Source organism: Lactobacillus hominis DSM 23910 = CRBIP 24.179 (assembly GCF_000296835.1).
In the GTDB taxonomy this organism is placed as follows: Bacteria; Bacillota; Bacilli; order Lactobacillales; family Lactobacillaceae; genus Lactobacillus; species Lactobacillus hominis.
On record NZ_CAKE01000025.1, the window covers coordinates 39,875 to 59,664 of the forward strand.

Below are 19,790 nucleotides of genomic sequence, written 5' to 3' on the forward strand. Positions count from 1 at the left end.
AAAATAAAGCGTCCTATTTGGACGCTTTATTTTTACGCTAGAACGTATTTGTCATGCGCTAACTTAAATTCAACTGTTTTATCAGGCAGTTCTACCTTAATTCTTTGATATAGTGGATAATCATGATGAAGTAAATTAATATCGATACTCTCTGAACCAACATTTAAGTCATACAGATTATATTTACCATTTTCATAAGAAAAATCAGTCCCATTATCTTGATAATGCTGATAGCTTGTATGATCGCCATAAAGCTTAAATGTAATTTCTTTTTGAGGTTCGGTGCTAATATGATCAACTTCTTTGCTCCAAGGCAAAATCGTATTTTTCTTAATAAAGATTGGCAATTTATCAATTGGCGCATCAACTAAAATCGTCGTCTGTCCTTCATATTCTGTTTTATCCCAAAAATCAATCCACTTGCCAGCCGGCAAATAAACCATGCGCTTAGTCTTACCTTGCTGAATAACTGGAGCAACTAATATGCTATCTCCAACTAAATACTCATCATTTAAGTTATACACCTGTGGATCGTTTTCGTAATTCAAAACAAGTGGTCGCATAATTGGCAGGCCAGTCTTATTTTCTTGGTAAAACTGATCATACAAATAATCAATAAAGCGATATCTCAACTTCAAATACTTGCGATAAATCGATAAAGTTGGCTCGCCAAATGACCATGGCTCTTGACTGCGCGTACCTAAAGCTGAATGGTTTCTAAATAGTGGGCTAAAAAGTGCACCTTCAATCCAGCGCGTTAACAATTCTGGCGTTGTATCACTGCCAAAACCACCAATATCAGTTCCGGCAAAACTAAAGCCACTTAAACCTAAATTGCATAGTTGCGCAATCATCATTTGTAAATGTACCCACAGGCTGTGATTATCTCCGGTCCAAATTGTGGAATACTTTTGCGTGCCAGCATAAGCCGCTCTGGTAATTACAAAAGGACGTTTATGAGAATATCTCTTTAGTCCTTCATAAGTTGCCTTAGCCATATTGTGGCCATAAACATTGTGCATCTTGGCATGCGTAGACTTATTTTCTTCATCACTAAAAACAATATCTTCCGGAATATCACCATTAAATGAAGCAGGCTCATTCATATCATCCCAAATACCACTAACTCCAATATCCACAAGATAGCGGCAATTATCTGCCCACCACTTGCGAACTTGTTTGCGACCAAAATCGGGATAAACTGCATCGCCTGGCCAAACACGATTTACATAAATTGTGCCATCAGGATTTTGCACAAAATAGCCTTTTGCTAACCCTTCTTGATAAATGCCATATTGATCATCTTTTTTAACGCCAGGATCAATAATCGTGACCACTTTAAATCCCATATTTTTGAGTTTTGAGACAAATTCTCGTGGGTCCTCATAAGTATCCGTTCTCCAAGTGAAAACGCGATATCCGTCCATATAATCAATATCTAGATGAATTACATCGCAAGGCAAGTCATACTCGCGCAATTTTTCAGCAATTTGCAGCACTTTTTCTTGGCTAACGCTATAACCCCAGCGTGATTGTTGATAACCTAATGTCCATTTTTGCGGTAGCGGCGTTTTCCCAGTTAGATAAGTATAATTTTCCACAACCTTTTTCAGACTAGCTCCACCGATAATATAGTAGTCCAAATTTCCATTAGCTGCAGAATAAAAGTAATAGTTATTGCTTTCTTTGCCTAGATCAATGTGGCTTTTATAAGTATTGTCAAAAAATATTCCGTAGGGATGCTGATTCTTTAATCCTAATAAAAATGGCACCGATTTATAAAGACGAGTGAAGTTTTCAACTTGTGGAGCAGGATTATCGGTATTCCAGTTATCGTAAGCATAATGACGTTTATTCAAAAAACCAGTTTTATCGCCTAGACCATAAAATACTTCATTATCAGCCAATTTTTTTACCACTTCAAAATAAGTTGGGCTGTTGAGTAAATTACCGCTGACATCGTGACCTTCCTGTTCAGCTAAGCGCTTTTGATCTTCACTCATTTGCCGGTCTAGTGGCTGGCGCGCATGACGATAATCAAGAATTAAAGGATTTTTATCCCTGTCATAAACATCAATTTTGCCATCAGCAAAGATATTCACAATTAAAGCACTGGTCTTTAATTCCATATGATCACGATTTTCAGTAATTTCAAAGTCTGTTTCTTGAACTTTGTTTCCTTCAATAGCATATGAATTTTGCGTGCAGCCATGATTTTGAAATACGTGAATTATTTCTGGCGTCAGCACAGTTAATTCAAATGAACTAGTAGCGCAATCTATAAATATTCTTTGTCCATCAACTTTATAACTTAAATTTTGCATAATCTGACCTCGATTATTTGCAGCTTCCAATACGCCTTTATCATAACAAAAAAGAGCTAAAAAAAGAGGACCTGATTCACATTATGTGTGTCAGATCTTCTTTTTCTATTTATTCAAAATAGTTTATTTATTTTTCTTACGATTAATTTCTTCAAAACCAACTACTAAAGTAGTTAAGCCTAATGACAGCATACCAGCAACTTCAGCTGCAATATTATGCTTAGCATTAGTTTGTGGCAAAGTACGACTATTCTTCTTAACCGCTTTTCTGGTAGCAGTCTTTTGAACGCGCGCCATACGTGAAGTAGCATAGTTTGGCTTTGAAATAGTACGCTTAGCAAGTTTATGAACAACAGGTTTCGACTTATCTTCAACTTGTGGTGTTGTTTCTATTTCAGAAGGTGTCTTGTTAGTATCATCTGGAGTTTTATCTTCAGGAGTTTTACCATCTGGAGTCGTTGGATCTGTTGATGGGTTACCAGTGTCTGGATTCTTAGAGTAAGTAATTACAATCTTAGGATCTACATAATCAACTTTAACTGGATCAACGCTTTCAACTTTTGCCTGACTCGGAGTGTAGCCTGCTACTTCTGGTGCATCATATTCGGCAAATGATCCTGTAGTCCAATCACTATAGGTTACTTCACCAGTTACTTCATCAACAGTTGCTGTTCTTGTTAAGTTAACTGTTTGACTTGCATCAATCTTTGTGCCGTCTGGCTTAATAACAGTAATTGTTCTCTTTACTGTCTTGTTCAAATCATCCTTGGCAACTCCAGTTGGATAATGCTTGTCTGGATTATCTGGAAGCTTGTCTTTCGGAGTCTTTGGATCTGTTGGTGGAACAACAACTTTAGCGTGTTCTACTTTAACATTTACTGTTGGGATACCAGAGGTTGTAACCTTTTCAGTCTTTGGGAGGTTTTGACCAGGCACAATCTTCCAGCCTTTTGGAGCTACTGGCTTAATAGCAACAGTTTCACCTGTTTTACCAGTTAATGTAGTTTTACCAACTTCGTTCTTATCTTTATCAATGTAAGAAATCTTTCCTGTTTGGGTATTTGGCACGTAGTTCACAGTTACGATAGAATCCTTAGTCTTATCTGGATCTACGACTACCTCAGCAACTGAATAAACCTTATTTCCATCAATTGTAATATTGGGAGTATAACCATGAATTGTTGGAGCTGAGTATGCTGGCCACTTATTAGTACCTTCGGCCTTCCAGTCATTCCACTGATAAGTCTTAGTCCCATCGGCATTAGTAATAATGTAACCAACATTGCCCTTTGCATCTTTACGATTAAATTTAACCTCTTGAGGAGCTGGTTGATCCCCACTTATACCTTCTGGATAATTAACTTTAATCGTACGAGTTATGGTCTTTTGGGCTGGATTTTTATCATCAGGTTTAATTGGCGTCTTAGTTTCAACATATTTAACAGTTATTTTGCTGTTCTGGGTAGTAGCAGTGACATTCTTTACTGCTGGTACTTCACTGACAAACTTGTCGGTAATTGTTGCAGTATATTCAGAACCATCATTTTCCTTAATTACAGGTGTTGCTACACTTTCAAAACTACCACTACCTGCAGTGCTATTAACAACATGCCAATTATTATAAGTAATGCCATCACCTGATGCATTTTGGTGACCGATATAGCCATCTTCATCGGCTCTAGTAAATTCAACTGTTTGTAATTTATCTTGATATTGGTCTGCCTTATCTGCTGGTACACCCGTAAACGTTATAGTACGAGTTACTGTCTTTTGGGCTGGATTATCAGCATCCGGCTTAATTAATGGTGCTATTCTTACTAAAACTCGGTTGACCGTACTGCCTGTGAGACCATCCATGCTATCAGCAAGTGATTCTCCGTTATCATCACCATTTTCATCAGTTGCATAAAATGCACTACCATAATTTGTCGAATCTGCATCTTTTCTTGTAACTGTATAGTAAGCATATTGATATCCTGGCATTTGCATATCTGGAGCGATTACCCAGGTAAAGTTATAATTTTTGAGCAAATTCTTTAGTTCAGATGAATTTTCAACTAAAACATCAGTATTTGGATCTCCCGACCTAGTTTCAATTCCAGCAAAAGCATCTACTGCATTAGGTAATTCAGCCCCTTGAACAGCATCCAATCTTCCTACTGAAATAGCACCATCTTGTGAGTTACTATATGCTCTTTTTACTAGCTTATTTAATATATCTCCTTTAAAAGTTTTAACAACTTTGCCCTTTATATCGTCAATTTCAATAGCTATATCTTTTGGATTCTTTAAAGCAGGGAGACCATCTTCAGTATCATAATTTCCTTCTGAATCTCGTTCAGAAAGTACGGGTTTAGTTGTCCACTTAACAACTGCTCCTTCAGGAAGCTTACCCAAGCCATAAATAAAGTTAGCTGGATCCATATTGTTTTCATTTAATGGGCCTCCATAAGGGTCATCAGACGGACTTATAACTTCGCTTTCTTGTTGGCTCTCATCGTCGCTATCATAGATAACGCCGTATTTATCATTCTTAATTGCGTCAGTTGGTTCCACTAACACATTAACAGTTTTGTCTTTTTTACCAAAGTAGCCAAGAGGATATAATTTTTGATTAATATTTGCGCTACTCCCAAAGTTTTCATCACTATGTACTTTATAACCGAGAAGCTTAATAGAATTCTCTAATAATTGACCTGCACTATCAAAACCCGGAACAGGAGAGCTATATTCATCATCACTTGCTTTGCCAATCCAACTATGACTTAAAACAACTTGATTAGAATCATTATCAACAAAGTTAACAGTATTTCTAACTTGACCTGCCTTTTTTGCCTCACCATTTCTGACTTCTAAAGGAACATCGATATCAAGAGTCTTAGTTACCTCGTTGCCATCGTCATCGTCATCGTAAGTTTTATATGAAATTTCTGCTTTACCAGTTACAGTACCAACTTTAGACACATCTGGATTTTCAATCCATTTAGCAGAGATTGAACCCTCTTCAATTGAAGATTGACTAATTTGATGAGCATAAATATAGGCACCATTCATTAATGCCTTAGGATCAAGTTCTGGTACTTCCCCTTTAATCGCAATTTGTGGAAGAATTTTTGCCTCTTTTTTTGCTAGATCCATTGGATCTTCGGGTTCTTCAGGACCATCAGGCTCTTCATTTGAAGCCTCAACAGATTTGTTTGCTGGATCATTAGTACTATCTACTGCTTTAGCTGAATCAGCTTTAATAACAGCAGAAGTTACTTCTCTGTTATCCCCTTGCTTTTGATCAGCATTCTTTACATCCGCTGTCTCACTATTTACTTCATTATTCTTCTCCACTTGCTCGGCTGCATCTCCATCAACACTAGCAGCGTGAACAGTTTGAGCATTCACTCCTCCTAAATAAATTGTTGCACCAATTAAAACAGAAGCACCACCTATAGATAATTTTCTAATACTATAATGATTCTTACGATCACCAAATTTGCCCATTTGAATATCTCTTACTTTGATAATTAAATAACATTAACATTTAACACAATAAAACTATAACACTTTTCTAGGGTTATAAAGCAATTACTTCATTCTTACATATATGCGAATACGTATGATGATTCTGTACTTCAATGCAAAAATGACTTTTTTAAATAATTTGTATAGTATTATTTAATTTTTCATGACTATATTAAAAAAACTCTGCAATAGCGTTTACTTACTACAGCAGAGTTTTTGTTTACTTATACATGTATTTTTTAGTGGCCTCTTTAGGATCCATTCCATTGCGGATCTTTAAAGCAAGTTCAATTGAAACATCCGCAATTATAGATTGTGGATCAATCACATTATAAGGATGATCAGGTGCTTTTTCTTGTGCTAAGGACAATTCAGTACATCCCAGTAAAATAACATTGCAACCATATTTATCATGCATTGTTTGCAAAATCTTATGATAAAGATCGTGATCCACAATTCCTTTTTCTTTAATATCAGTGTAAATTAATTCATTTACCATTGGCTGAATTTCGCTTCCGCCAAGCTCAGCCTTTTTGCCAACACGCTTTAATTCATCCACATATAAGTGATCATAAATTGAACCCTCGGTCGCAATTAAACCAATTTTTTCTTCTTTTGGAAAATCTTCCACAAACTTATGCACCGCAATTCGCATCATGTGTAAAAATGGCACATCAGTCAATGCAGCTAGATCATCGTAAAAATAATGGGCTGTGTTACATGGCATCACAAAAAAATCAGGATTTAATTTGGCTTGACCTAAAACGTCTTCTTTTAAATCATAAAAGAAATTAGGCTTACTATGGTCCTTAATATAAGCAGTTCGATCAGGAATCTGAGCATCATTTACCAAAATATAATTCAAATAATCTTGGTCTTTGTTGATTTTAACGCGATGGTTAATTAAGCGAACATAACTTTCAGTCGCAATTGTACCCATCCCGCCGATAATTGAGAAAAAATGCTTCATCTTATGTCCTAACTAGTTTTCTTTATCTGCATCTTTTTCTAATTCGTTGATAACTCTTTCAGCAACCTTGATATCAGTTGGATATGGAGTATCTACGCCGCGGATCTTTTGGAAAGGATCTGCACCTTTACCACAGATTAAAACAATATCGTCTTTATTAGCCATAGCAATAGCATCATGAATAGCCTTTTCACGATCTAATTCTATCGTTACATCAACTTTAGTATGGTCAATGCCAGCATCGATTTCTTCAGCGATATCTTGTGGATCTTCAAATCCCGGATCATCTGTAGTTAAAAATGCCTTATCTGCATAAGCAGTTAAACTTTCGCTAAAGCCAGGTCTACGTGATACGCCTTTATCTCCAGGAGCTCCAACAACTACGATAATCTTAGGGTTGTTGAATTCTTTCTTCATAAAGCTCATTAACGCCATCATTGAGGCCTTGTTATGGGCGTAATCCACAATGACTGTGCCGTGACCATCTGAAGGCAAAGCTTCCATACGTCCTGGAATAGTAACGTGACGAATTCCCTTAGCGCATTGGTCATGATTTTCGCCGGCAAGTCCAGCCCCAATAATTGCGGCAGTACCGTTCATTTCATTAAAGTCACCAATCATTTGCAAAGTATATGCGCCAGCAATTGGTAATTTTTTAGCTTTTTCAGAAGCACAAAATAGCTTAAATTTAGTTTCAACCATGTCAGTTTCAACTGATTGGAAGCGGAAATCAATTGGTTGTTTTAAATTAGGATTTTCAAAGTCGTTGCTTGAAAATAGATAAATACTATCTGGATTAGTAGTTGTGGTTGCTGCTGCATAGATCTCATCAAAATGATCAGACATTGCATTAATAATACACTTACGCGAGTTAACCATTAATTGCAATTTGCAATGCAAGTAATCCGCAAAGTTAGGGTGTTCATTTGGTCCAATATGGTCTGGCGTGATATTTAAGAAAAAGCCTAAGTCATAAGTTAAACCAAATACACGATTCTTCTTATATGCCTGACTAGAAACTTCCATTACCAAGTGAGTCATACCATTATCAACAGCAGTTCTCATATCGCGGAACAAGTCCAAACTTTCAGGCGTAGTTAGGCTTGACTTGAAGCGATCTTCAGGCTTAGGACCTACTACATCATCCACTGATGAAATCAAAGCAGTGCGTCCGCCATTAATTTCATCAAGCATCCCTTTCAAAAAGTATGCTGAAGTGGTTTTTCCCTTGGTACCAGTGAAGGCAACAACATATAAGTCATCTTGCGGAAATCTAAAGAAGGCTGCTGACAATAATGCCATTGCCTTTGATACGTCACGTACAATTAAGGCATGCATTCCCTTACCTTCTGGATAAGGCTGCTCTGCAACGTAACAAATTGCGCCGTTTTCTTTTGCCATTGACAAATAAGTTGGTCTAAAACCGGCTCCCTTACAGAAAAATAAGGTGTTAGTTTTAATATCACGTGAGTCATAAGAAATGTAGTCCATCTTAGTTGGAACTGCATCTTGAACAGCACTTGACTTAAGCAAATGATGCTCTTTCAAGATTAAAATACACGTATTTAATGTAATGCTAGATTCGCTCATTATTTCTCTCCAAATTTAAATCAATTCAGCATAAATTATAGCACAACCACTACTGCGCTTGGGGGCCATTTAAAGGTAAACGAATAATAAAACTTGTCAACTTGGCATCAGACTTACAAGTGATTTCACCGCCATGCAAGGCAACAATACTTTGAGTAATTGCAAGGCCCAATCCAGTACCGCCAGTTTTTAGATTTCGCGAAGTTTCCACACGGTAAAAACGTTCAAAAATTTTCTTCAAAGATTTGGCTGGAATTTGTTCACCATTATTTTCAACGCGTAATTCTACTTGGTCGTTATTAACCTTATTGGCAATTAAACTAATCTTTGTCGCGCCATGGCCATACTTAAGAGCATTAGAAATAAGGTTATTTAACACACGCACAATCATTTTAGCGTCTGCTTGAATAGTTAAATCATGCGGGCGACAAATAACTTCAAAACCAATATTTTTCTTTTCAGCTTCTAATTCAAATCCAGCTTCCACTTGTTCGAGCATCGAATTTACATGCAGTGGTGCTAAAACTAATTTTGTCTTAGTTGAAGAACGTAAAGTTGTGTATTCAAATAAATCATCTGCTAAAGATTTCATTTGCAAAGCCTTATCATAAGCAATTGCTACGTATTTTTTGCCATCATCATCGTTAATATTAGGTTGAGTTTTTAAAAGCCCTAAATAGCCAATAATCGATGTCAGTGGCGTGCGAATATCGTGCGAAACGTTCGTAATCAAATCATCTTTAGACTGCTCAATCTGTCTTTCTTCTTCCATAGAAGCCACAGTACTATCAACTAAAGCATTGATCGAATCGATAACTTTTTGTAAATCAGTCTTTACGATAAAAGGAATTCGATGATCTAAGTGACCGTCCGCAATATAGTGCAGCTCGCTAATTACATGCCGCAGCTGCATTTGGTGATAGCGTCTAATTAAACGCCAATACACTACAATCGCATCAAAAATCAGCATGATAATAATAAAGCCACGCTGCCAAGACCACAAATGTGCGCCATTCCACAAGGTAATCGTCTTTTTTAGAAAATAGATACTATTTTCTAAACGCGGATCATTTAAAACAGCTAAATTAATTAAGATAACTATGGATAAATTGAGTAGCAGTAAAAGAATAACCGTAATTACTCCTTCACCAAATAATTCACTTTTTTCCCTGGTAGTTAATTTAACTTTTTGTCTTTTCATTGGCTAAGCTTCTACTTTGTATCCTACGCCCCATACAGTCTGAATAACTTCTTCGCCATTAGTTGCTTTTTGAATCTTATCACGTAAGTGCGATACGTGAACCATAACAGTCTTAGCTGAAACAACTGATTCTTGCTGCCATACGCGTTCAAAAATTTCATCAGCGCTAAATACGCGGTTAGGGTGACTAGCAAGCATATATAAGATTCCAAACTCTAATGCAGTTAACTGAATCGTTGTGCCATCGATAGTTTTAACTTCATGAGAGTCTTTATTAATAATTAAAGGTCCAACTTCCAAAATATCTGGCTTATCAGTCTTAACTTCTTTTTGGCTTCTACGCAAAAGCGATCTAACTCTAGCCATAACTTCTAGTGGATTAAATGGTTTTACCACATAGTCATCAGCCCCGGTAATAAGGCCTTGAATTTTATCCATATCGCCAGTTTTAGCAGAAACTACCAAAATTGGAATTTCAGAATCTTTTCTAACTTCTTTGATTACTTCAATACCTGACATTTGTGGCATCATGATATCCAAAATCATACATGCAATATCGGGATTAGTAGATAATTTTGTTAATGCTTCTTTCCCGCTGTAAGCAGCTAAAGGCTCATAGCCTTCATTTTTTAGATAGATACTTAAAAGTTCTACAATTTCCTTATCATCATCAACGACTAAGATTTTCATAGAGATAAATCCTCCCTACTATGAATTATATTTCGTTAAAACTTATTAATAATATTTTACATATTTTTTGTAGCTAAACTAAAAATAGCGTCTTCCTTAATAAAATTATAAAAAAAGATGTGCACTTTGAGCACATCTTTTTATTGGATTTCACGTTTTCCTGTATATAGTTCGTAATAGTAACCTTTTTGTGCCAGCAATTCTTGCTGATTACCACGTTCAATAATTCGACCATGATCAAGTACCAAAATTAAATCTGAATTTACAATAGTTGAAAGTCTGTGGGCTATTACGAAACTTGTTCTTCCAGCAAGCAAGTTGTCCATCCCTGCTTGAACCATTTTCTCAGTTCGAGTATCAATACTTGAAGTGGCCTCATCTAGAATCATTACCGGTTCATCAGCAATCATCGCACGGGCAATACTCAAAAGTTGCTTTTGACCTTGAGATAAGTCACTACCATCCCCATCAATGACAGTTTCATAACCATGATCAAGCTCATGAATAAATTCATCAGCATGAGCCAAACGAGCTGCCTGATAAACTTCATCATCACTGGCATCCGGTTTACCAAAACGGATATTATCCATAATCGTTCCTGTAAACAAGTGCGTTTCTTGTAAAACAATCGATAATGAATGACGCAAATCGTCTTTTCTAATTTGAGAAATTGGAATACCGTCATAAGTGATCGTACCTGAGTCAATTTCATAAAAACGATTAAGCATGTTAGAAATAGTGGTCTTACCGGCACCCGTCTCACCTACTAAGGCAACTTTCATACCAGGCTTGGCATTAATATTAATATCATGTAAAATCGGATGTCCTGGAACATAGGAGAAGTTTACGTGGTCAAAAATAATATGGCCCTTGATTGGAACTTTCTTAATTTGACCGTCTTTTTCAGGAACATTCCAGTACCATTGACCTTTGACTTTTTCATCCTTAGAAATAATGACATCGCCATTATCAACTTCAGAAGGTTGGTCTAGTAATTCAAAGATTCGATTAGATCCGGCTAATGCCAAAACAATTGAGTTCAACTGCTGTGAAATTTGAGAAATTGGCATTGCGAATGATCTTGATAATTGCAAGAATGATGCAATTGCACCCAATGTTAACGGAGCCCAGCCATTAATTGCAGCCGCGCCTCCTAAAAAGGCAATCAAAACGTAGAGTAAATTCCCCATATTACCCATAATTGGGAACAAAATTGTGGCATAAGTGTTGGCTTTTCCGGAAGCTTGTCTTAATTCATCATTGAATCCATCAAAACCTGCTTTAGATTGTGGCTCGTGTGAAAAGACCTTGATGACTTTCAAACCATTAAGCATTTCTTCATCGTAGCCATTGATTTGTCCTAATTTTTTTTGCTGAACTTTAAAGTAATAACTAGATTTTGTAGTTAAGAATTTTACAATACCAATTGAAAGGGCAAAGATTAAAAATGAAAACAGAGTTAATTGCCAGCTCAAAGAAAACATTGCAATCACTACAAAAATTAAACTCAAAGATGAATTAATAAATTGTGGAATAGACTGCGAAATCATTTGCATCAAAGTATCAATATCATTAGTATATCTACTCATGATGTCGCCGTAGTTATTTTGGTCAAAATAAGAAATTGGCAGTGACTCCATGTGAGCAAACATTTTATTTCTAATGTTAAATTGAACCTTTTGAGCTAATATGGCCATCAAAACATTAAATAAATAGCCTGCCAGTACCCCAATTAAGAATACGCAACCCATAAACAATACTGCATCAAGTAAAGGCGTATAGTTTGGATTGCTTTGGCGAGTAAGTGGAACAATATATTGGTCAATTAAACGCTCAATAAATAGCGATCCATAAACCGCTGCACCAGCACTAAGCACAATACTGATCATTGAAATAATCAGCATCGCTGGAGAAGTGCGATAAACAACTTTTAATAAACGGCCTAAGACTTGTTTATGATTGCCTTTAGCTTTATTTTGAGTTTGTGTTTGATCCATTTATCTCACCTACTTTCCTTGATCGTCTTGGTAAGTTGCAATTGAACGATAAAGTTCATTCTTCTTCATCAATTCATCATGCGTACCAATATCTTCAATCTTACCGTGGTTCATGACAATAATTCTGTCAGAATCCTTAATTGAAACAATTCTTTGCGAAATAATAATCTTCGTTGTTTCTGGCATATCATCGCGCAAGGCTAAACGAATCTCTCTTTCAGTGTTGGTATCAACAGCCGAAGTAGAATCATCCAAAATCAAAATCTTTGGATTCTTTAACAATGCTCGAGCAATAGTAATACGCTGTTTTTGTCCACCAGAAACGTTGTTTCCGCCTTGTTCAACCATTGTGTCATAGCCATCTGGCATTTCGCGGATAAAGCCATCTGCGTGAGCAACCTTAGCTGCAGCTACCACTTGTTCATCAGTCGCATCTTCATTACCCCATTTGAGGTTTTCTTTAACAGTGCCTGAGAACAAAACATTGTTTTGTAAAACCATGGCCACATTATCACGCAAAGTCTTTAAATCATAAGACTTAACGTTATGTCCTCCAACTCTTACAGCACCAGAAGTTGCATCATAAAGTCGCGGAATCATCGATACTAAAGTAGATTTAGAAGAACCAGTTTCACCGATAATTCCGATAGTTTCACCAGGTCTAATTCTTAAATTAATATCATCTAAAGCCAAGTGCTTTTCACCAGGTTCGTACTTAAAGTTAACGTGGTCAAAAACAATCTCACCATTAGTAACGTCTCTTAATGGCTTTCTTGGGTTTTCAATTGCAGGTTCTTCAGTTAAAACGTCCGCAATACGCTTACCACTAGCGTTTGAAATAACCAATTGCGTTGCAATCATGGCCAAAATATTCAAACTAAATAAAACTGAGTTTGAATATGAAAACATTGACACTAATTGTCCAGTCTGCAGGCTGCCACCCACAATTTCTTTAGCACCAAACCAAGAAATAAGCAGCATCGACAAGTCCAAAATAAATGTCAATAGTGGTACGTTAAGCGACATGATCTTTTGTGCGGCTGAAAAAAGCTTATAAATAAATCCAGTAGATTCTTCAGCTTTTTCAATTTGAGATTCTTCTTGAACATAAGTCTTAACTTCACGAATCCCACGTACGTTTTCACGAACAACTTGGTTTAAAGAGTCATATCCCTTAAAAATTCTTGGGAAATATGGATAAGCACTTTTAATGATTAAAAATAATCCAATAACTAGAATTGGTCCTAAAACTACGAAGACTAATGCTAAACGTGGGCTTACAATAAATGACATGATAATTGAGAAAATCAACATCAATGGAGCACGTACGGCAATTCTAATTAGCATTTGATAAGCATTCTGCACGTTAGTTACGTCAGTAGTTAATCTTGTAACCAAACTTGCACTTGAAAACTTATCGATATTTTCAAAAGAAAAATCTTGAATATGATAAAACATATCCTTACGTAAATTGGCGGCAAATCCTGCGGCTGCATGTGCAGCCACATAACTTGCAGCTGCCCCAGTAGCTAGAGAAAGCAAGGTAATTACAAAGAGAATGAATCCCCACTTATTAATGTAGCCCATATTTCCTTTCATAATTCCGTTATCAATTAAAATACCTACCAAATATGGAATCAGCATTTCAATTAACGCTTCAATGGCTACCAAAACTGGCGATGTCAATGACAACTTCTTGTATTGTCGAATTGACTTTCGCAACGTATTAACCATAAACGCCCTCCTTCTTAAAAACAGTCCTTAAAAACAAAATAAATAGACGACTCTGCGCCTATTTATTAGTTTTTGAGCTAACAATAAAACTTACAAAGTAGTTGTTAACTTTCTATATTAGCTCTTTTTTTATTTTTCGTCACGCTGTCTTGCTTGATCAATACGTGCTTGACGTGCTGGATCAACAATGTGATAGCGTTTTTTTAAATAATATCTAACTGCAATTGCAATTCCTGCAAGCACAATTAAAACCCACGGATTAAGCGGCGGATTGATTGTTTGCACAGGTTTTAAACTAGTTGCTGTTACCCAAACAAACATTAAAATAATCGAACCAATTCCTCCTAAAACAATTTTCCAGGTAGGTTGACGGTCTGATTTAGGCTTAACCAGCCAATTACTGTAATAAGTCATCAGTAATCCTAAGCCAAAGACAAGAGCAATTAAGGTAATAACACCAAGTTGTCCTTGCTTTTGAGCTTTAGGACCAGAGAATAATTCTACTAGGCCGTAAAGACCACCAAATAGTGCCAAATAAAGCAAGCTGCTGTCAGCTACTTGAAGCCAAAAGTTTTGCTTCACGGGTTTAGCTTTAGGGTGAGCTAATTCGTGAGCTTTTTGACTGGGTGCCATTTGATAAAGCGTACTTGCTGGAATTCCCTTATGTTGCGCAATAATGATCTCTGGCAAAATATTATCAATTACTGGCTCTACTTGATTCATTGAGAAGTTTTCATTATCAAGCAAAAACTTTTCTAAGCGGAAAACGTAGTCTGAATTTTTGTTGCTGAGCTTACTGCGTAATTCTTTAGGATCAGTATTTTTAATACTTTCTTCTTGATCCGCTTGTTGCGCCCTCTTTTTTAACTTTTCTTGTTGCTCTACATTAGTAGCTTTATTTTTTTTGCTTTCTTGACTAGCAGCACTTTGGAGATTTTCTTTTTCTTGATCTTTTTTTGAATCCATCAAATTCTCCTAAACATTAAATCTAAATTCAATAATATCACCGTCTTGAACAACATAATCTTTACCTTCAAGACGAAGTTTTCCGGCTTCCTTGACTTTTTGCATAGTTTCAAGTTGGTCCAAATCATCAAATGAAACAACTTCTGCACGAATAAATCCACGTTCAAAATCTGAGTGAATGACACCGGCAACCTGAGGGGCCTTCATTCCTTCATGGAAAGTCCATGCACGAGTTTCAGGACCACCAGCAGTAAAGAATGTACGAAGGCCTAAAATGTGGTAGGCAGCCTTAATCAAGCGATCAAGACCAGATTCTTCAACGCCCTCCATTTCCAGAAATTCTTTTCTTTCATCGTCATCCATTGCAGCAATTTCTTCTTCAGTAGCAGCACTAATACCCAAAGCTTCAGCGTTTTCGCTTTCTGCATGCTTTTTAACGATTTGGTAGTACTTGTCGCTTTCTGGATCAGCCATTGAGCTTTCAGCAATATTAGCAACATAAATTACTGGCTTAGAAGTAAGCAAGAACAAGCCCTTAACAATCTTTTGTTCATCTTCGTTAAAGTCGATTGAACGAGCTGCTTTTCCTTCTTCAAGAACTGGCTTTAATTTATTCAAAACGGCCATTTCAGCCTTAGCTTCTTTATCGCCTTGTTGAGCAACCTTTTGAACCTTACCAATACGACGGTTAACTGCATCTAAGTCAGCAATCGCTAATTCTAAGTTAATAGTATTAATGTCTTCTTCCGGATCAACTTTCCCAGTTACAGAAGTAATGTTGTCATCGTCAAATGCACGAACAACATGGACAATTGCATCAGTTTGACGAATATTTTCAAGGAATTTATTACCTAAACCTTCGCCTTTTGATGCACCCTTAACTAATCCAGCAATATCAGTAAATTCAAAGGTAGTATGAACGATTTTTTTAGCTGGAATTAATTCTTGAATACGAGCTAAACGTGAATCTGGAACTTCAACCATCCCGACGTTTGGTTCAATAGTCGCAAATGGATAGTTTGCCATTTCAGCTCCCGCTTTAGTGATTGCGTTAAACAAAGTTGACTTTCCTACGTTAGGCAAGCCAACAATACCTGCAGTTAATGCCATTTCTTTCTCCTTTATCTAATCTCCGAAATGTGGTACAGCAATTTCGTTAGTTGGGACATAATATTCTAAACTTTTAGCTTTAGGATCATCCGCCATCGTAACAACTTTTTTCAAACGCTTATTAAAATCTGACCGCGACATCATCACAATATGGCCACATCCCATACACTTAAGTCGAATATCTGCACCCATTCTTAAGATTTCCCACTTGTTTTCGCCACAAGCATGTGGTTTTTTCATCTGAACTAAGTCACCCAAATGATACATGAAAAACCTCCAAAAATTATATATTTTTATTCCTTATCTAAGTTAACACCTAAAAGATCTAAAATTCTATTCAATTCCTCAGTCGAAGCAAATTCAATTGCTAAATGACCGTTTCCTTTTTTGCTTTCAGTAATATTAACATTAGTGCCGAACTTACCAGCCAATTGACTTTCACTAGCTTTAATGAAAGTAGATTTTTTAATCCGCTTTGGCTTAGGTTGCTTGTTTTTCTCATTCATCTTATTGACTAATGATTCAAGCTGGCGAACAGTGATGCCTTCTTTAACAACCTTTTTGGCTAAGGCATCGATACCTTCTTTATTTTTTAAACCTAATAAAGTTCTAGCTTGCCCCATAGAAAGTTCGCCATGTTGCAATAAACGCTTAGTTTTTTGTGGCAGTGTCAACAAACGCAAGTAATTAGCAATATATGGACGAGACTTTCCTAAACGCTTAGATACTTCTTCTTGGGTTAAGCCAAGATTTTTTTGAAGCATTTCGTAAGCTTGGGCTTCTTCAAGCGGAGTTAAATCTTCACGCTGCAAGTTTTCTAAAACTGCGACTTCCATCATTTGAGCTTCATCAAATTGACGCTCAATAGCTGGGATAGTCTTCTTTTTAGCAAGCTTAGAAGCACGATAGCGTCGTTCGCCGGCAATTATTTCATAACCACTAACTGCGGACTTACGAACAATAATTGGCTGAAAAACGCCATTTTCTTTAATTGATTCAGCCAATTCTTTTAAGCTCTTATCATCAAAAGTTTTACGTGGCTGATAAGGATTAGGACGAATTTCATTTAAAGCAATTTCATTAACTTCTTCAGTTTCTTGAACTTGAGGACTTTCTTCAAATAAGGCTTCTAAGCCTTTACCTAAGCCTCTTTTTTTAGATTCTTTATCTTTAATATTTCTTGCCATGAGCTTTTAGCACCTCTTTTGCTAGAGAGTCATAAACTTGTGCACCACGAGATTTAGGTGCATATTCTGTAATTGGCTTACCATAGCTTGGAGCTTCAGCCAATTTTGTGATTCTTGGAATAATTGTCTTATAAACTTTCTTACTAAAGTAAGATTGAACTTCTTTAACAACATCTGCACCTAAATTAGTACGTGCATCAAGCATTGTTAACAAAACGCCTTCTACGCCTAAGTTTTTGTTAAAGTGCTTTTGAACTAAGCGAATGGTGTTTAATAATTGACTTAAACCTTCCATAGCATAGTATTCACTTTGAACTGGGATCAAAATCGAATCAGATGCAGTAAAAGCGTTAATCGAAAGCTGACCTAAAGATGGTGGACAATCAATAAAAATAAAATCATATTGGTCGCCGACTTCATCAATTCCTTGCTTCAATCTAGTTTCTCTAGCCATTAAAGACGTTAATTCCATTTCAGCTCCAGCTAATTGAATCGTAGCAGGAACTGCATCAAGATTTTTAGCCGAAGTATGATGAATTGTTTCAGAAATTGGAATTTCGTCAATTAAGACATTGTAGACATCCTTATCTACTGATGATTTTTCAATTCCCAAGCCGGAAGTGGCATTTCCTTGTGGATCAATATCTACAATTAATACTTTATAACCATGAGCAGCAATGCTTGCTCCTAAGTTAATGGTTGTAGTTGTTTTTCCTACGCCACCTTTTTGGTTTGCAACAGATATAATTTGAACCATTTTGTCTCCTTAATCCCTACTTTCTCAGCAGTTCAATCGTAATTTTGTAAGAATCTTTTTCTTTATCTTCTTTATATTTAACTTCTAAACCAGATTCACGAGCCATTTTAATTGCTTGCTTAATTGTATTAACTTGCACTTTAAAGTCGCTGCCGGTCTTAATAACTGTCTTTTTCTTTGGCTGTTTAGGTTTGTCTTGCTTTGTCTCTTGTTTTTCAAGGTCTGCAAAATAACCATCAACATCGCTTGCCATTAATTCAGTTTCTTTAACAGTTAAACCTTTTTTAACAATTTCGCTAACTGCACGGTCTTGATCTTCGCTACTTAAAGAAAGCAATGCTCGTCCATGACGCTGACTAATCTTTTTAGAAACTAAAAAGCTCTGCACTTTCGGAGTTAAACGCAATAATCTAATCTTATTAGCAACATATGATTGCGTCTTTCCAACTTGCTTGGCTAATTCAGTCTGAGTCAAATCATTGACCTTCATTAGCTCAAGATAGGCTTGGGCTTCATCAATTGGGTTAAGATCTTCACGCTGCAAGTTTTCAATTAAAGCAAGCGAAGCAACCTTTTCATCGTCCATTTCTTCGACAATTGCCGGAATCTTAGCCCATTTTAAAGATTGTGCTGCGCGATAGCGTCGTTCACCAGCAATTATTTCGTATTTTTCGGGCTCGCTACTATCTTTACGAACAATAATTGGCTGCAGTAGCCCTTGCTCTTTTAAAGTTTGCGCAAGCTCAGCAATTGACTCTTCATTAAAAGTTCTTCTTGGCTGATAACGATTAGGAACAATTTGATCTAATTCAATTTCTTGAACTTGTTTATTTTCTGGGACTTTATTTTTATGTCCAAAAAATAGTGCCATGTCCTCTTCCTCCAATAACTTTATAGTGGCTTACGATTTGGCGTACCAGCTTGGCGCGGATACTTCTTCGGAGTTTTAGCTACTTTTTCAATTAATACTAAATTTCTTTCATCGTCAGTATTTGGCAATGCTAATTCAACGATTTTTTTGGTTTTCCCACCTAAAATCTTAATTGCATCTTTAGCATCAGTTAATTCTTCGTTAGCTTTAGGTCCCTTTAAGGCTACTAAATCTCCGCCAATCTTAGCTAATGGTAAACAGTATTCGCTTAAAACGCTCATTTTCGCCACTGCTCTTGCAGTCACAATATCAAATTTTGCCCGCAAAGCTGGATTTTGACCGGCATCTTCAGCTCTACTATGAACTAAAGTAATATTTTCAAGATTTAATTTTTGAATTAAACTGTCTAAAAACTTCAGACGCTTACCTAAAGAATCAATAATTGTGACCTTTAAATCTGGTCGCAAAATTTTTATTGGTAAAGATGGAAAACCAGCTCCTGCACCAACATCGCACAAACTAGCATCTGTTTTAAAAACTTCAGGAAAAGTAAATAATGGCGTTACACTATCATAAAAGTGCTTTAAATAAACTTCATCTTCATCAGTAATGCGCGTTAAATTAACTTTTTCATTTACCTGAATCAAATCTTGATAGTATATTGCAAACTGCTGTTTCTGCTGCAAGGAAAGATTAATCCCATTTTCAGCAAGAGCTTTTTCAAAAATATCTGGATTCATTTTTCACCCGTGAAACCTTGTTTCACATTCTATAATTTACCTCAAAAATGCATAAATAACAATTAGATTTTTATGCTTAACGTATTAATTATGGAGTATTTTTTATAAATCGTCAAAGAAACTAATAGGATTCACTCAAA

General features: G+C 36.3%; 15 protein-coding genes. All 15 read right to left on the bottom strand.

Translation table 11 applies throughout. The annotated features are described in order from the left end of the window. Positions 1-32: 32 nt before the first annotated feature. Positions 33-2,324, bottom strand: coding sequence for a glycoside hydrolase family 31 protein (locus tag BN55_RS08085; protein WP_008471610.1), 2,292 nt, complete (start codon positions 2,322-2,324; stop codon positions 33-35). A gap of 123 nt (positions 2,325-2,447) precedes the next feature. Then, positions 2,448-5,816: a mucin-binding protein gene (locus BN55_RS08090; protein WP_008471612.1), complete on the bottom strand. Its 3,369-nt coding sequence runs from the start codon at positions 5,814-5,816 to the stop codon at positions 2,448-2,450. A gap of 241 nt (positions 5,817-6,057) precedes the next feature. Then, positions 6,058-6,807, bottom strand: a complete 750-nt coding sequence (locus BN55_RS08095; protein WP_008471613.1) for an aspartate/glutamate racemase family protein — start codon at positions 6,805-6,807, stop codon at positions 6,058-6,060. Between the two features lie 12 nt (positions 6,808-6,819). Continuing rightward, a complete protein-coding gene (locus tag BN55_RS08100) occupies positions 6,820-8,397 on the bottom strand; it encodes a UDP-N-acetylmuramoyl-L-alanyl-D-glutamate--2,6-diaminopimelate ligase (RefSeq protein WP_008471615.1) in 1,578 nt (525 codons plus the stop codon). Between the two features lie 49 nt (positions 8,398-8,446). Continuing rightward, positions 8,447-9,598 carry a sensor histidine kinase gene (locus BN55_RS08105; protein ID WP_008471617.1) on the bottom strand — a complete coding sequence of 384 codons (1,152 nt, stop codon included), beginning with the start codon at positions 9,596-9,598 and terminating at the stop codon, positions 8,447-8,449. Positions 9,599-9,601: 3 nt separating this feature from the next. Further along, positions 9,602-10,288 (bottom strand): response regulator transcription factor CroR, encoded by a 687-nt coding sequence (gene croR / locus BN55_RS08110; RefSeq protein WP_008471618.1) that lies wholly within the window; start codon positions 10,286-10,288, stop codon positions 9,602-9,604. Positions 10,289-10,428: 140 nt separating this feature from the next. Continuing rightward, positions 10,429-12,285, bottom strand: a complete 1,857-nt coding sequence (locus BN55_RS08115) for an ABC transporter ATP-binding protein (RefSeq protein ID WP_008471619.1) — start codon at positions 12,283-12,285, stop codon at positions 10,429-10,431. Between the two features lie 9 nt (positions 12,286-12,294). Beyond that, positions 12,295-14,019, bottom strand: a complete 1,725-nt coding sequence (locus tag BN55_RS08120) for an ABC transporter ATP-binding protein (RefSeq protein WP_008471620.1) — start codon at positions 14,017-14,019, stop codon at positions 12,295-12,297. Positions 14,020-14,148: 129 nt separating this feature from the next. Then, positions 14,149-14,985, bottom strand: coding sequence for a DUF1129 domain-containing protein (locus BN55_RS08125; protein WP_008471621.1), 837 nt, complete (start codon positions 14,983-14,985; stop codon positions 14,149-14,151). Positions 14,986-14,994: 9 nt separating this feature from the next. Beyond that, positions 14,995-16,095 (bottom strand): redox-regulated ATPase YchF, encoded by a 1,101-nt coding sequence (gene ychF / locus BN55_RS08130; protein WP_008471622.1) that lies wholly within the window; start codon positions 16,093-16,095, stop codon positions 14,995-14,997. A gap of 15 nt (positions 16,096-16,110) precedes the next feature. Beyond that, positions 16,111-16,362 (bottom strand): DUF951 domain-containing protein, encoded by a 252-nt coding sequence (locus BN55_RS08135; RefSeq protein ID WP_008471623.1) that lies wholly within the window; start codon positions 16,360-16,362, stop codon positions 16,111-16,113. A 26-nt stretch (positions 16,363-16,388) separates the two neighbouring features. Next, entirely contained in the window at positions 16,389-17,282 is an 894-nt protein-coding gene (locus tag BN55_RS08140) for a ParB/RepB/Spo0J family partition protein (protein WP_008471625.1), read from the bottom strand. Beyond that, positions 17,266-18,039, bottom strand: coding sequence for a ParA family protein (locus tag BN55_RS08145; RefSeq protein WP_008471626.1), 774 nt, complete (start codon positions 18,037-18,039; stop codon positions 17,266-17,268). The genes BN55_RS08140 and BN55_RS08145 overlap by 17 nt, the downstream gene beginning before the upstream one ends. A gap of 16 nt (positions 18,040-18,055) precedes the next feature. Further along, entirely contained in the window at positions 18,056-18,910 is an 855-nt protein-coding gene (gene noc, locus BN55_RS08150; RefSeq protein ID WP_008471628.1) for a nucleoid occlusion protein, read from the bottom strand. Positions 18,911-18,930: 20 nt separating this feature from the next. Continuing rightward, positions 18,931-19,650: a 16S rRNA (guanine(527)-N(7))-methyltransferase RsmG gene (rsmG, locus tag BN55_RS08155; RefSeq protein ID WP_008471629.1), complete on the bottom strand. Its 720-nt coding sequence runs from the start codon at positions 19,648-19,650 to the stop codon at positions 18,931-18,933. Between the last annotated feature and the right edge of the window lie 140 nt (positions 19,651-19,790).

Excerpts from the sequence above, each read along its gene's own strand:
- BN55_RS08085 (WP_008471610.1), bottom strand. The coding sequence starts at position 2,324 with ATGCAAAATTTAAGTTATAAAGTTGATGGACAAAGAATATTTATAGAT.
- BN55_RS08090 (WP_008471612.1), bottom strand. The coding sequence starts at position 5,816 with ATGGGCAAATTTGGTGATCGTAAGAATCATTATAGTATTAGAAAATTA.
- BN55_RS08095 (WP_008471613.1), bottom strand. The coding sequence starts at position 6,807 with ATGAAGCATTTTTTCTCAATTATCGGCGGGATGGGTACAATTGCGACT.
- BN55_RS08100 (WP_008471615.1), bottom strand. The coding sequence starts at position 8,397 with ATGAGCGAATCTAGCATTACATTAAATACGTGTATTTTAATCTTGAAA.
- BN55_RS08105 (WP_008471617.1), bottom strand. The coding sequence starts at position 9,598 with ATGAAAAGACAAAAAGTTAAATTAACTACCAGGGAAAAAAGTGAATTA.
- croR (WP_008471618.1), bottom strand. The coding sequence starts at position 10,288 with ATGAAAATCTTAGTCGTTGATGATGATAAGGAAATTGTAGAACTTTTA.
- BN55_RS08115 (WP_008471619.1), bottom strand. The coding sequence starts at position 12,285 with ATGGATCAAACACAAACTCAAAATAAAGCTAAAGGCAATCATAAACAA.
- BN55_RS08120 (WP_008471620.1), bottom strand. The coding sequence starts at position 14,019 with ATGGTTAATACGTTGCGAAAGTCAATTCGACAATACAAGAAGTTGTCA.
- BN55_RS08125 (WP_008471621.1), bottom strand. The coding sequence starts at position 14,985 with ATGGATTCAAAAAAAGATCAAGAAAAAGAAAATCTCCAAAGTGCTGCT.
- ychF (WP_008471622.1), bottom strand. The coding sequence starts at position 16,095 with ATGGCATTAACTGCAGGTATTGTTGGCTTGCCTAACGTAGGAAAGTCA.
- BN55_RS08135 (WP_008471623.1), bottom strand. The coding sequence starts at position 16,362 with ATGTATCATTTGGGTGACTTAGTTCAGATGAAAAAACCACATGCTTGT.
- BN55_RS08140 (WP_008471625.1), bottom strand. The coding sequence starts at position 17,282 with ATGGCAAGAAATATTAAAGATAAAGAATCTAAAAAAAGAGGCTTAGGT.
- BN55_RS08145 (WP_008471626.1), bottom strand. The coding sequence starts at position 18,039 with ATGGTTCAAATTATATCTGTTGCAAACCAAAAAGGTGGCGTAGGAAAA.
- noc (WP_008471628.1), bottom strand. The coding sequence starts at position 18,910 with ATGGCACTATTTTTTGGACATAAAAATAAAGTCCCAGAAAATAAACAA.
- rsmG (WP_008471629.1), bottom strand. The coding sequence starts at position 19,650 with ATGAATCCAGATATTTTTGAAAAAGCTCTTGCTGAAAATGGGATTAAT.